Source organism: Pseudomonas alliivorans (assembly GCF_017826695.1).
GTDB classification, from domain to species: Bacteria; Pseudomonadota; Gammaproteobacteria; order Pseudomonadales; family Pseudomonadaceae; genus Aquipseudomonas; species Aquipseudomonas alliivorans.
Genome location: NZ_JAFFZW010000010.1, coordinates 43,055 through 55,686, shown reverse-complemented (window position 1 = coordinate 55,686; position 12,632 = coordinate 43,055). Strand labels below are relative to the sequence as shown.

Here is a 12,632-nt window from a genome sequence, read left to right as displayed (position 1 = left end):
ATCGGATTATCAGGAGGGTTTATGGAAACGGAATTTTGGCAGCAGCGCTGGACGGCGGGGCAGATCGGGTTTCATCAGGCCGACGTGAATCAGGACTTGCGCAGACTCTGGCCTGAACTGGGGCTGGAGAAGGGTGCCCGCGTTCTGGTGCCCTTGTGCGGCAAGAGTCATGACATGAGCTGGCTGGTCGAGCAGGGGTATCAGGTGGTCGGTGTCGAGCTGTCGCAGGCGGCGGTCAAAGACTACTTTGCTGAGCATCAGATCGAGCCGCAGTTGACGCAGCGGGAAGGCTTCGACCTGTACTCGGCATCGGGCATCGAAATCTGGTGCGGTGATTTCTTTGCGCTGACGGCTGAAGACATCGGCCGGTGCGCAGCATTTTATGACCGCGCCGCGATGATCGCGCTGCCGCCTGATATGCGTGAGCGTTACGTCCGACAGCTGGAACAGTTGATGCCGCCGGTGTGCAGCGGATTACTCATCACCCTGGATTACGATCAGGCCGAACTGGATGGTCCGCCGTTCTCGGTTCCTCACGAGTGGCTGCAGGCTCATGTGTCGGCACACTGGAGCATGAAGCGGGTCAGCGAGCGCGATGCGCTCCAGAGCAGCCCCAGAGCGTTGGATGCAGGCTTGGGGCGTATGCAAGAGTGTGTTTACTGGATGGAGCGCAGGGTTACAGCCGACGCTTGATTCTGCAGACACAGCGTCTCGTACCAGGCAGGTGTGCTGTAAGCAGTGTTGCGTCGGCTATCGAAAGCATAAAAAAGGGCGACTCACGTCGCCCTCTTTCCGTCACTGTCAGCTTGATCAACCGCGGCGACGCAGCGCCTCGATACGCACTTCCAGCGGCGGGTGGCTCATGAACAGGCCGGCGATACCGTGCTTCAGGCTGGCATTGATGCCGAACGCCGTCAGGCTGTCAGGCATGTTAACCGGTACACCCTGCTCGGAGCGCAGACGCTGCAAGGCACTGATCATCGACTGGGTTCCGGCCAGGCGTGCACCGGCATCGTCGGCGCGGAACTCACGTTTGCGCGAAAACCACATCACGATGGCGCTGGCCAGGAAACCCAGGACCAGTTCGGCGAAAATCGTCGTGATGTAGTAAGCGATGCCCTGACCGTTTTCGGTCTTGAATATGACCTTGTCCACAAAGTTACCGATGATACGGGCAAAGAACATCACGAAGGTGTTCACCACGCCCTGTACCAACGCCAGTGTCACCATATCGCCATTCGACACGTGGCCGATCTCGTGGGCCAGCACCGCCTTCACCTCATCGGGCGAAAAACGCTCGAGCAGACCCTGGCTGACGGCAACCAGTGCGTCGTTCTTGTTCCAGCCCGTCGCGAACGCGTTGGCCTCGTAGGCCGGGAAGATACCGACTTCCGGCATCTTGATGCCTGCATCGCGGGACAGTTGTTCCACGGTCTGCAGCAACCATTGCTCATGGCGGGTACGCGGCTGGGTAATGATCTGAGTGCCGGTGCTCATCTTGGCCATCCATTTGGAAATGAACAGCGAAAACAGAGAGCCCGCGAAACCGAACACAGCGCAGAAAACCAGCAGCTGATTGAGGTTCAGATCAACCCCGTTGGCCGCCATGAACCCATTGAAGCCAAAAAGGCTCAGGGTAATGCTGGCTATCAGCACGACCGCAAGGTTAGTGGCCAAAAACAGCAAAATGCGCATCATGGTCGAAACGTTCTCCTCAGGACAAAATGTAACTGGATGCCGGGTATATAAGGTGATGCCTGTCGCTATTCAACAGGGGGACTATTTCAAACTGTGTCCTCTGGTCTGATTCGATCTTAATCCCGGCAACCTGAACGGCGCCTGAGCCATAGCCCCCGACCTTGTAGCGGCTGAAAGCCGAACGGCGACCGTGTCGGTCCAGGTCATAAATAAAATGCCCCGAACAGGTCGGGGCATGGTGCGTGGACGTCACATCCGGTGATGGCCTACTGGCGATAACCCTTCAGGAAGTTGCCGATGCGGCCAATGGCCTGCTCCAGCTCGTCCACGCGAGGCAAGGTCACCACGCGGAAGTGATCGGGCCATGGCCAGTTGAATGCGGTGCCTTGTACAACCAGCAGTTTTTCCGACAGCAGCAGGTCCAGCACGAATTTCTCGTCGTTGTGGATCGGACAGATTTTCGGGTCGATGCGCGGGAAGGCATACAGCGCACCCATTGGCTTCACGCAGCTGACGCCGGGAATGTCGTTGAGCAATTCCCAGGTCCGGTTGCGTTGCTCCAGCAGGCGGCCCGGCGGGAGAATAAGGTCATTGATGCTCTGGTAACCGCCCAGTGCGGTCTGGATGGCGTGCTGGCTCGGTACGTTGGCACACAGGCGCATGTTGGCCAGAATGTCGATGCCTTCGATGTAGCTCTGTGCATTGTGCTTGGGGCCGGAAATCGCGATCCAGCCGGAGCGGAAGCCTGCGACCCGGTACGACTTGGACAGGCCGTTGAAGGTCAGGCACAGCAGATCCGGTGCCAGGGACGCGGTGCACACGTGCACGGCGTCGTCATAGAGAATCTTGTCGTAGATCTCGTCGGAGAACACCACCAGATTGTGCTGGCGGGCCAGCTCCAGCATGCCCAGCAGCACTTCTTTCGAGTACACCGCGCCCGTCGGGTTGTTCGGGTTGATGATCACCATGGCCTTGGTGTTAGGGGTGATCTTGGCCTTGATGTCGGCCAGGTCCGGCCACCAGTTGGCCTGCTCGTCGCACAGGTAATGTACCGGGTTGCCGCCGGACAGCGCGACCGCGGCAGTCCACAACGGATAGTCGGGCGCCGGGACCAGCACTTCATCACCGTTGTTGAGCAGCGCCTGCATCGACATCACGATCAGTTCGGACACGCCGTTGCCCAGGTAGATGTCTTCGATGCCGACACCTTCGACCTGCTTCTGCTGGTAGTACTGCATCACGGCCTTGCGGGCGCTGAACAGGCCTTTGGAGTCGCTGTAGCCCTGCGCGGTCGGCAGGTTGCGGATCACGTCCTGCAGGATTTCATCCGGCGCCTCGAATCCAAACGGTGCCGGGTTGCCGATGTTCAGCTTGAGGATGCGATGGCCTTCCTCTTCCAGGCGTTTGGCGTGCTTGAGCACCGGCCCGCGAATGTCGTAGCAGACGTTAGCGAGCTTGTTCGATTTGCTGAACTGCATGGTGATGATCCCGAAAATGGACGAGCTGTTGCTGACTTGCAATTGAAGGTCGCAGCACGAAACACGATGAAATGGGTTTGTGTGCGACAAACGCGGGTGCCAGACTGACGCCTGACCTGGCGCAATCATACGTGCCACCTGATCTGTGGAAAAGATACAGATCAGGCTTTTTCAGAATTGGAGGTGTACCCGTGGAAAAGTTTGAGAAGACGCTCGAAGAGTGGAGGGCGATGCTTGACCCCGAGCAGTACAACGTCTGTCGTCTGAAAGCCACCGAACGCCCTTTCAGCGGCAAGTACAACGATACCAAGACTGACGGTGTCTACCATTGTGTGTGCTGCAACGCGGCGCTGTTCGACTCTGCAACCAAGTTTGATTCGGGTTGCGGCTGGCCCAGTTTCTACGCGCCCATCAAAGACAGTGCAGTGGTGGATGTGCGTGACGTCAGTCACGGCATGATCCGTACCGAAGTGGTTTGTGCCCAGTGTGACGCGCATCTGGGGCATGTGTTCCCGGATGGCCCTCCGCCGACGGGCCTGCGCTACTGCATCAACTCGGTGTGCCTTGATCTGGAGCCACGCGCATAGCGAGAGCCTGCCGGGCGGTCGCTGCGCTTATCGCGTTTTATCAGCGTCGGAAATTGAAGTGCGCGCCGCTCGATTGCACGCTAACGTCATGGGTCATAACTTGATCCCTATTAGCCTGAGGCACTGTCATGAGCGAAAACCTGCTGAGCATCCCGTGCACCACCATCAAGGGTGAGCAGAAAACCCTCGCTGATTTTGCCGGCAAGGCCGTTTTGGTGGTCAATACCGCCAGCAAGTGCGGTTTCACGCCGCAATACAAAGGGCTGGAAAAGCTCTGGCAGGATTACAAGGATGAGGGGCTGGTCGTGCTCGGTTTTCCCTGCAATCAGTTCGGCAAGCAGGAGCCGGGGGATGAAGGCGCAATTTCCGGATTCTGTGAACTCAACTACGGCGTCAGCTTTCCGCTGTTCAAGAAAATCGACGTCAATGGCGATCAGGCGCATCCGCTGTTCGTGCAGCTCAAGAAACAGGCGCCCGGGCTGCTGGGGTCGGAGCGCATCAAGTGGAACTTCACCAAGTTTCTGATCGGCAAGGACGGCAAGCTGGTCAAACGTTTTGCGCCGCTGACCAAGCCTGAAGAACTCACCGGGGAAATAGAAGCGCTGTTGCGTTAAACGTTCTGATCAGCCTGTTCGGTGATCGGAATCCACTGGTCCAGAATGTTTACCAGCTCGGCCCGTCTGAAGGGCTTGGCCAGGTAGTCGCTCATCCCGGCCGCCTTGCAGCGCTCGCGTTCGTCGGGCATGGCGTTGGCGGTCAGGGCGACGATGGGCAGGTTGGGCCAGCGACCGCTGGCGCGGATCTGCCGGCTGGCCTCATAGCCGTTCATGACCGGCATGTTGCAATCCATCAGCACCAGATCGAAATCACCGCGCTCCAGCTCCTCCAGTGCCTCGCCGCCGTGACTGCTGACCACCACGTCGCAGCCAAGTTTGGCGAGTATCCCCTTGGCCACCAGTTGATTCACCGGATTGTCCTCCACAAGCAGGATGCGTGCTGGCCGTTGTGCGGCTGGCTCCGGCAATGCGTTGGCCCTCACGCTGCTCTCTTCCTGAGCCAGCACGCGACGCAATGTGTGGTAGAGCGCATTTCTGGCCAGTGGTCGGGCCTGTTGCTGCAGGGGCGCCAAGGCGCTCACCTGTTCGCCGGGCATGAAATTACCGTAAGCGGTCACCAATAAAATGGGCGCGGGCGTCGCGGGGCGAATGGCGAACAGGCATTCAGGGCAATCGGTGATCACCAGATCAGGGCGGGTATCGAGTTCCAGCTCGTGGGCGCGGTCATTGATGCTGCGCCGTTCCAGATCCACGCCCCACGCGGGCAGCAGGCTGCCCAGCAACTCCACCAGGCCGCTGCCATCGGAACTGATAACGGTCACGCGGCCTTTGAGCGGGGCAGGGGATATGGCTTCGATGTGGACAGGCAGCGGTAGCTCTGCGCAGAACAGGCTGCCAAAGCCTGACCGCGACTGAAAGGTCAGCGTGCCGTTCATGGCCTGACACAGGCTGTGCGTCAGCGACAGTCCGAGCCCGGTGCCGCCGTATTGCCGGGTGATCGCCGCTTCTGCCTGGGTAAACGGCTGAAAGATTCGCGTCTGGGCTTCCTGGGCGATGCCGATGCCAGTGTCGCGTACCTCGATTTTCACCCGGTTCTCCCGGGTCTGTGGGTCCGAAAAGTGGCTCAGTCGCACGTCCACTCGCCCGAAACGGGTGAATTTGAGCGCGTTGGACAGCAGGTTGCTGACAATCTGCCTGACTCTGGTCGGGTCACCGGACACCATGGCCGGGAAGTCCTGCGCGATCAGGCATGTCAGTTCAACGCTGGGCGCGGCGTTCTGGGACAGCAGGTTGGCGGTGTCCTCGACCAGCAGACCCAGGTCGAACGGGATGCGTTCGATCTCCAGATGCCCGGCATTGAATTTGGACATGTCGAGAATATCGTTGAGCAGTTCCACCAACACCTTGCCCGAGTCATGGGCAATCAGCAGCTGCTGACGCTGCTCGGCATTCAGCGGGCCGTCCAGCGACAGTGCCAGCATGCCCAGCAGCCCGTTGAGCGGCGTGCGGATTTCATGGCTCATGTGTGCCAGGAATGCCGAGCGCGCATGGGCCATGTCGAGCGCGGTGCTGCGTGCGATCTGCAGTTCTTCGTTGGACTGGCGCAGACGGATATTGCTGGTGCGCAACTCGTTGGTACGGGCCGAGACGATACTTTCCAGCTGATTCAGGTGGTCAGTGAGGCGATCCTCGGCTTCGCGGCGTCGGGCGAACTCGCTGGTCACGGTCTCGATCTGGCGGTTGAAGGTTTCGACCAGTACCCCGATTTCATCCCGCTCATGGTTCGGCGGGCAATTGATCTTCGACCGCTGTGGACTGCGCGGATCATGGCTGCTCAGCTCGCGGATCAAGCCGACCAAGGGTTTGGTCAGCGTTGCGTAGAACAGGATCGTCAGAATGGCGGCCAGCGCCAGGCTGCGTACGAAGCCGTTGAGCAGGGTGATTTCGGCGCGCTGCATGAAATGGCTGCCAAAGGCAAAAGTGTCGACCGTCAGGTACAGCGTGCCGATGGTTTCATTCGGCAGGTGGTCCAGTTTCAGCGTTTCCTCGAACTGGCGGCTCTCGCCGAACATCCAGTCGCTGAGAACCCGGTAGCGACCGGTTGCCATCGGGCGTTCCACGCTGGAGAGCACCATATTGTTGTTGTCGGTCAGTTTGGCGCTGACCACGGCGGGGGAGCGCAGCAGGCCCAGGGTCAGTTCCTGGGCCAGCTCGGCATCGATGTTGTAAGCGATGCGCGAGGCGGGGTTCTGGATGATTTCCAGCAGGGAATTGATTTCGCGATCGATGGACGCGTCTTCGCTGGCATAATCGATTGCGATTTGAAACAGGCTGAGCAAGGTCCCAAGCGCAAAGCCGATCAGTACGGCCAGCCGCGCCTGCTTGAACGAAAGCCTGTTGTTGAGCCTTATATCCATGAATACTAACTGCCACTTCAGGTGCCCAGTGCCGGGCAAGCATAGCTGATCGGGGCAGATGATCAGTCAGTTAAATATGAGGAGAAACCGTGGATTCCCGGATGAATGCATTTCTTGAGCGTGCGGACGCGGTACTTGCACGTCTGGAGCCTTTGCTGCCCGCGCTGCGCGAACCGGTGGACTGGACGCAGGCGCTGGCCGCCCGCTGGGTGCGTGAGGGCCGTAGCGGCTATCTGATGCCGCTTGAGGTCAGTCTCGATATGCGTCTGTCCGACTTGATCGGTGTCGATCTGCAGCGTGAGCAACTGGGCCGCAATACTCGCCAGTTCATTGACGGCCTGCCGGCCAACCATGCGCTACTGTGGGGTTCGCGCGGTACGGGCAAGTCATCGCTGATTCGCGCGCTGCTGGCCGAATATGCAGCGTCGGGCCTGCGCCTGATCGAGATCGAACGCGATCACCTGGGCGACCTGCCGCGTCTCGTGGAGCAACTGCAGAAGTTGCCACAGCGCTTCGTGTTGTTCTGCGATGATCTGTCTTTCGAGTCGGGCGAGGGTGATTATAGGGTGCTCAAGAGTGTCCTCGACGGGTCACTGGAGCAGGCGCCCGACAACGTGCTGCTTTACGCCACCTCCAACCGTCGTCATCTCGTGCCTGAAAAGGAGAGCGACAATGCCAACTGGCAGCAGGTCGACGGCGAGCTTCATCCGAGCGAGGCGGTGGAGGACAAGATTGCCCTGTCCGACCGTTTCGGGCTGTGGCTGTCGTTCTATCCCTTCACGCAGGATCATTACCTGAATGTCGTCGAACACTGGATCACTCAACTGGCTTTGAAATCCGGCCTTGGCTGGAAGCGCGATGAGGATCTGGACAAGGCCGCGGTCCGCTGGGCGACCGGACGCGGTAATCGAAATGGTCGCTGTGCCTACCAGTTCGCACGTTACTGGGTGGGCCTTCAATTGCTGGAGCAACATACATGATCAATCTGCAAGACACGGGCACAGGCCTGGACGGTTACAACCTGCTGGCCGCGCAACTGGAAGCCTTGCTGGCGGATGAGCGCGACTTCATTGCCAATGCCGCGCAGTTTTCCGCTTTTCTGTACACCCAGATCGATGATCTGAACTGGGCGGGCTTTTACCTCAATCGCAACGAAGAGCTGGTTCTCGGGCCGTTTCAGGGGCAGGTTGCCTGCGTGCGAATTCCTTTCGGGCGCGGTGTGTGCGGCGCAGCGGCGCAGAGCAGGGCAACCCAGCGTGTCGAGGATGTGCACAGTTTTGCCGGTCACATCGCCTGCGACAGCGCATCGAACAGCGAACTGGTCGTGCCATTGATCAAGGACGGAATATTGGTCGGTGTGCTGGACCTGGACAGCCCGAGCGTGGGGCGTTTCAGTGAGGTGGATCAGGCGGGTATCGAACGTCTGGCGGCGATCTTTCTGGCTGCGACCGACTGCTAAGTGGGTTGCGGCAGACGCTTATAAACGGGGGGAGGCGGCTTTCCGGGCGACCTGTCAGCGACTGACAGGACGCCATCGCCGGCAAGCCGCTTTCCACAGTCAGATGTTGCAGGTGCATCTGGTTGTGTCGGGGGGCAGAGGCGGCAAGTCATCAATCGTAGATGACTTTCTTCTTCCATTCCGATTCGGTTTCGTCAGCCTTGAGGCCTTCAGTCAGCGCGTTGTCGTCATCGGCAGTCGGGGCGGTATTGGTCAGGACCATGGAATTGGCGCGGGCCAGTTGCTTTTCCATCGCCAGCAATTGCTGTTGATAAGTGACCGGGTCCGGCTGGTTGCGCAGGTATTGCACGCCACGTTCGAATGCCAAACGCGCTTGACCTGGCTGATCCTGGGAAAGTGCCATCTGACCGAGGTTGTTGAAGAACTCGATATGCAGGTTGACCAGAATCGTGCGAATTTCGCGAATCCAGTGCTTGGCTTCGCTGGTCTGCAGGAAGCCATCGTGGGCAGCGCGTGTCACCTGACCATGCAACGCTTCAAGCAGGAAGCGCACGTCCTTGGCCTTGGCTTCGGTCTGGATCGGTGTGACAGGGTTGGTCACTTCGATGCGGTCGCCCTTGGCCACTTGCTCTTCAAGTTCGGCAACGCGGCTTTTGAGTTGGGCGTTGCCTTTTTCCAGTGCCAGCATGCGCTGCACGACATTCAGCTCCAGGCGGGTCAGCAGCAGTTTGAGTGCCGGAGACATCAGTTGGCCCGGAAACACTTCGGTGATTTCGCCGCACCGACGCAAACGGTCGTTCAGCTCGACCTTGGTGCGTGCCTTGTCCAGTTTGCTGTTTTCAGCGACATGGTTCAAATAGCCGATCGCGATCAGCACAGCGATACCGGCTATTACCATCAGCGTGATCATGAGTGGAGTCACTGCGCAAACCTCAATTGTTCAAGTAATTTTGCAGGGAGTGTAGTGGCTAAGCACTACTGCGCATAGATGTGCCCGTCGGACTTTGTCATATCGCTTCTATTATAGGTACGTAATCGCAAACCGTCGGTCGGTGCCCTGAACGGGGGCGAAGTCGTTGATTTCAATAAATTTTCAGAATGGGGTTGACGACCCTTCAAACCATCCATAGAATGCGCGCCACTTACAGCGTAAAGCACACAGCGAAGCGCAATAAGTAGTGAATGTTGTACGTGTGTCCCCTTCGTCTAGTGGCCTAGGACACCGCCCTTTCACGGCGGTAACAGGGGTTCGAGTCCCCTAGGGGACGCCATTGCGGGAATAGCTCAGTTGGTAGAGCACGACCTTGCCAAGGTCGGGGTCGCGAGTTCGAGTCTCGTTTCCCGCTCCATTTTTAAGCAGCCTTGCTTCACGGCAGGGTTGAGTGAAACCAGAACCGTCTTCGGATGAGGTCTGGAACTGGAACATACACCATGATGTTTCAGGCAGTGTCCCCTTCGTCTAGTGGCCTAGGACACCGCCCTTTCACGGCGGTAACAGGGGTTCGAGTCCCCTAGGGGACGCCATTTGCGGGAATAGCTCAGTTGGTAGAGCACGACCTTGCCAAGGTCGGGGTCGCGAGTTCGAGTCTCGTTTCCCGCTCCAAATTCACAAAAACGCCGCTCAACAGAGCGGCGTTTTTGCATGCGCGTTTTAAGCCCGGCTTTCAAGCCAGTCGTTCAGCCAGCAATGCATCCAGTTCCGGCATCAGTGTCACGCTTTCCTGTTCGTTGGGGTCGGTGCGAGCGATGAGGGCGGTGGCTTCATGCTCGTTGCTCAGGTTGTACGGCACGTGCGGCATGCCTGCGGGAATGTAGAAAAAGTCGCCTTCCTCCACGGTCGCATGTTTCTCGAGCGCTTCGCCGTACCAGCAACCTGTTCCGCCTTTCAATGCATAGATGGCGGTTTCGTGCTCCTGGTGTTTGTGCGCCTTGCCTTTGCCACCAGGCGGGATGGTCAGCAGTTGCATGTGAATATGCCGGGCACCTGCGCTTTCGGCCGATATCCCGACCTTATAATCAAGGCCCTGTTTGCCCTGATAGGTCGCAGCAGGTTTCAACAGCACGCAATCCTGTTGATGGTCGTGGGGCATGGTCAGTCCTTCCGGCTGATAGTTAAAAATCGACAGTGATACGGGGCGGAACGCCAACACGCTTTGGGCGGAGCGTGAATCAGGCAAAGAAGGCGTTCAAGTGAAACAAAGTAAAAAGTGTGCCCTAGCGCTGTGCGCCTGAAGTATGGCGTATACAGAAACGCCGTCCAATGAGGCGGCGTTCTGCATGTTTCGATGAAAGGCTTTCAACCATCACGGCATCTGCGGCAGTTCATTGGGCCGCAGGTCGAACACCAGCACCTCGGCATCCACCCCTTGAGTCAGGGTAATGACCTGCTCGTCACGCAGACGTACACCATCGCCTTCACCCAGCGCCTGACCATTGAGTACCACGCTGCCGCGTGCAACGTGCACATAGGCGTAGCGATTGGCGGCCAGTTCAAGCGTGGCGGTTTCGCTACCGTCGAACAGACCCGCATACACGCGAGCATCCTGACGCACATTCAGCGCTCCGTTCTCGCCGTCGGGCGAAATGATCAACTGCAGGCGGCCGCGTTTCTGTTGGGGGCTGAAATGCTCTTGCTGATACTTTGGAGTGGCACCGCTGACATTCGGTACGATCCAGATCTGCAGAAAGTGCACGCCCTCGGTTTGCGAGTGGTTGAACTCACTGTGCGCCACGCCGCTGCCGGCACTCATCAGTTGCACGTCACCGGGACGAATCACCGAGCCCGTCCCGAGGGTGTCCTTGTGTTCCAGCGCACCTTCAAGCACGTAGGAGAAAATCTCCATGTCGCGGTGCGGGTGCTGTCCGAAGCCTTTGCCCGCGGTCACGCGATCGTCGTTGATCACCAGCAGGTCGGAGAAGCCCTGTTCGTTCGGGTTGCGATAGTTGGCGAACGAGAAGGTGTGAAAGGATTTCAGCCAGCCGTGATCGGCTGCGCCACGATCGGAAGCTTTGCGAAGAGTCAGCATGATAGTTTCTCCATCCAGATGTCGACGCTGCAGATTCAGACATCGACCAAGTGAGATGAAGGTTACTGGTTATCTGCGGGTGCAATAAGTAGCTGAAATACGAATGACTGTCTCACCTAAGTTGACAGTTAGTCAGTCGAGCACTTTGCTCTCATCTGTCATAGCGCTGTTTCACCGTCTCGTCTTTGCCAAACGAGTGTTTTTCAAGAGGCATATACCGTTTCGGATGGAACTGCCTGTCCGAATCGGGTCTGATCCAGGCACATAATCCCCATCGCCTGCGATCTTCGCCATAATGCGCCCCCGACCTTTACTTTTTTCAAGTGACGCCTCATTCATGAAAACCGTAGCAATGGTCCTGTTCCCGGAGTTTCTTCTGCTCGACATGGCAGGCCCCATGGAAGTCTTTTCCATCGCCAACCGCTACCTGGCGCTGGAAAAGCACTACCAGATAAGCACCGTCGGTACGCAACACGGTGCCATCCGGGCATCCAATGGTGTGCGGGTGATGGCCGATGCTCATCTGGAGCAAGTCGCTGGCAGCCACGATTTGCTGTTGGTGCCCGGCGGGCCGGGAGCCTATGACGATAAACATCAGTCGCTGGTGGACTGGCTATTGAGCGCCAGGGCGCAGGCGGGATGTATCGGCTCGATCTGCACCGGCGCGTTCATTCTCGGCGAGGCGGGTCTGCTGGATGGTCACCGAGTCACCACCCACTGGCATTACACCGAACGTCTGATCAAGCGCTTTCCCAAGGCCATCGTCGAGACCGATCAGATCTACATCAATGACCGCAACCTGCTGACCTCCGGCGGGGTAACGGCCGGTATCGACCTGGCGCTGGCAATCGTTGCTCAGGATCACGGCAAGAAAGTCGCGCAGGACGTCGCCAAGGTATTGCTGGTACTGATGAAGCGTCAGGGTGGCCAGGCACAGTTCAGTCCGTTGATGGCGGCTGTCGCGCCTAACGAAACCGCCGTTACACGGGTGCAGAATTACGTGCTGGAGCATCTGGACGAATCGTTCAGCGTCGAGCGCATGGCCAGTATGGCCAACATGAGCGCCCGGCATTTCGCCCGGCTGTTTTCCCGCGAAGTGCAGATGACGCCCATGGAGTTTCTGCAGAACGCACGTATCGATCGCGCCAGAAGCCTGCTGGAGATCAGTGACCTGCCGCTCAAGACAGTGGCTTACCGGAGCGGCTTTGGCAGCGTGCGGCACATGCGCTTTCTGTTCGGTGAAAAGCTGGGTCTGACGCCCAGCCAATACCGTGAGCAATTCAGTTAGTTTCGGGTGAGTTGCGGGGGTGTCCGTATCTGGCATCGCATTGACCGTGTGACTCCCCCCGTGCAACTTGTTCCATCTTCATTGCCTGCCAAGATGAATAGGATCTATTCAGCAAGGTGATG

Annotated in this window: 12 protein-coding genes and 4 tRNA genes; 10 read left to right on the top strand and 6 right to left on the bottom strand. The window is 58.4% G+C overall.

Going from position 1 to position 12,632, the window contains the following annotated elements:
* Positions 1-21 precede the first annotated feature (21 nt).
* Entirely contained in the window at positions 22-693 is a 672-nt protein-coding gene (locus tag JTJ32_RS22030; RefSeq protein WP_210043269.1) for a thiopurine S-methyltransferase, read from the top strand.
* Positions 694-810: 117 nt separating this feature from the next.
* On the opposite strand, the gene htpX is transcribed toward JTJ32_RS22030, so the two are convergent.
* A complete protein-coding gene (gene htpX, locus JTJ32_RS22025; RefSeq protein ID WP_004884238.1) occupies positions 811-1,698 on the bottom strand; it encodes a protease HtpX in 888 nt (295 codons plus the stop codon).
* Positions 1,699-1,964: 266 nt separating this feature from the next.
* Entirely contained in the window at positions 1,965-3,176 is a 1,212-nt protein-coding gene (locus tag JTJ32_RS22020) for a pyridoxal phosphate-dependent aminotransferase (protein WP_004884240.1), read from the bottom strand.
* Between the two features lie 191 nt (positions 3,177-3,367).
* Between JTJ32_RS22020 and msrB the strand changes: the two genes are divergently transcribed.
* Positions 3,368-3,763: a peptide-methionine (R)-S-oxide reductase MsrB gene (gene msrB / locus JTJ32_RS22015; RefSeq protein WP_210043268.1), complete on the top strand. Its 396-nt coding sequence runs from the start codon at positions 3,368-3,370 to the stop codon at positions 3,761-3,763.
* Between the two features lie 128 nt (positions 3,764-3,891).
* Positions 3,892-4,377 (top strand): glutathione peroxidase, encoded by a 486-nt coding sequence (locus JTJ32_RS22010; RefSeq protein WP_099229183.1) that lies wholly within the window; start codon positions 3,892-3,894, stop codon positions 4,375-4,377.
* Here JTJ32_RS22010 and JTJ32_RS22005 read toward each other — a convergent pair.
* On the bottom strand, positions 4,374-6,737 hold the full coding sequence (locus JTJ32_RS22005; RefSeq protein WP_210043267.1) for a hybrid sensor histidine kinase/response regulator: 2,364 nt from the start codon (positions 6,735-6,737) through the stop codon (positions 4,374-4,376). The genes JTJ32_RS22010 and JTJ32_RS22005 overlap by 4 nt on opposite strands.
* Positions 6,738-6,826: 89 nt before the next feature.
* Here JTJ32_RS22005 and JTJ32_RS22000 point away from each other — a divergent pair, with 89 nt between their 5' ends.
* Positions 6,827-7,717 carry an ATP-binding protein gene (locus tag JTJ32_RS22000; RefSeq protein ID WP_099229181.1) on the top strand — a complete coding sequence of 297 codons (891 nt, stop codon included), beginning with the start codon at positions 6,827-6,829 and terminating at the stop codon, positions 7,715-7,717.
* On the top strand, positions 7,714-8,196 hold the full coding sequence (locus tag JTJ32_RS21995) for a free L-methionine (R)-S-oxide reductase MsrC (protein WP_210043266.1): 483 nt from the start codon (positions 7,714-7,716) through the stop codon (positions 8,194-8,196). Before JTJ32_RS22000 ends, JTJ32_RS21995 begins: the two co-directional genes overlap by 4 nt.
* 151 nt (positions 8,197-8,347) lie before the next feature.
* On the opposite strand, the gene JTJ32_RS21990 is transcribed toward JTJ32_RS21995, so the two are convergent.
* On the bottom strand, positions 8,348-9,106 hold the full coding sequence (locus JTJ32_RS21990) for a hypothetical protein (RefSeq protein WP_099229179.1): 759 nt from the start codon (positions 9,104-9,106) through the stop codon (positions 8,348-8,350).
* Between the two features lie 285 nt (positions 9,107-9,391).
* Here JTJ32_RS21990 and JTJ32_RS21985 point away from each other — a divergent pair.
* From JTJ32_RS21985 to JTJ32_RS21970, 4 genes are all read left to right on the top strand, one after another.
* A tRNA-Glu gene (locus JTJ32_RS21985) sits at positions 9,392-9,467 on the top strand.
* A 2-nt stretch (positions 9,468-9,469) separates the two neighbouring features.
* Positions 9,470-9,545 (top strand) — tRNA-Gly (locus JTJ32_RS21980).
* Between the two features lie 99 nt (positions 9,546-9,644).
* Positions 9,645-9,720 (top strand) — tRNA-Glu (locus JTJ32_RS21975).
* A 3-nt stretch (positions 9,721-9,723) separates the two neighbouring features.
* A tRNA-Gly gene (locus tag JTJ32_RS21970) sits at positions 9,724-9,799 on the top strand.
* A 61-nt stretch (positions 9,800-9,860) separates the two neighbouring features.
* On the opposite strand, the gene JTJ32_RS21965 is transcribed toward JTJ32_RS21970, so the two are convergent.
* Together JTJ32_RS21965 and JTJ32_RS21960 are read right to left on the bottom strand one after the other, a co-directional pair.
* Positions 9,861-10,286: a cupin domain-containing protein gene (locus JTJ32_RS21965; RefSeq protein WP_099229178.1), complete on the bottom strand. Its 426-nt coding sequence runs from the start codon at positions 10,284-10,286 to the stop codon at positions 9,861-9,863.
* Positions 10,287-10,499: 213 nt separating this feature from the next.
* A complete protein-coding gene (locus tag JTJ32_RS21960) occupies positions 10,500-11,222 on the bottom strand; it encodes a pirin family protein (protein ID WP_099229177.1) in 723 nt (240 codons plus the stop codon).
* 337 nt (positions 11,223-11,559) lie between these two features.
* Here JTJ32_RS21960 and JTJ32_RS21955 point away from each other — a divergent pair, with 337 nt between their 5' ends.
* Entirely contained in the window at positions 11,560-12,510 is a 951-nt protein-coding gene (locus JTJ32_RS21955) for a GlxA family transcriptional regulator (protein WP_099229176.1), read from the top strand.
* The last annotated feature ends 122 nt before the right edge of the window (positions 12,511-12,632 follow it).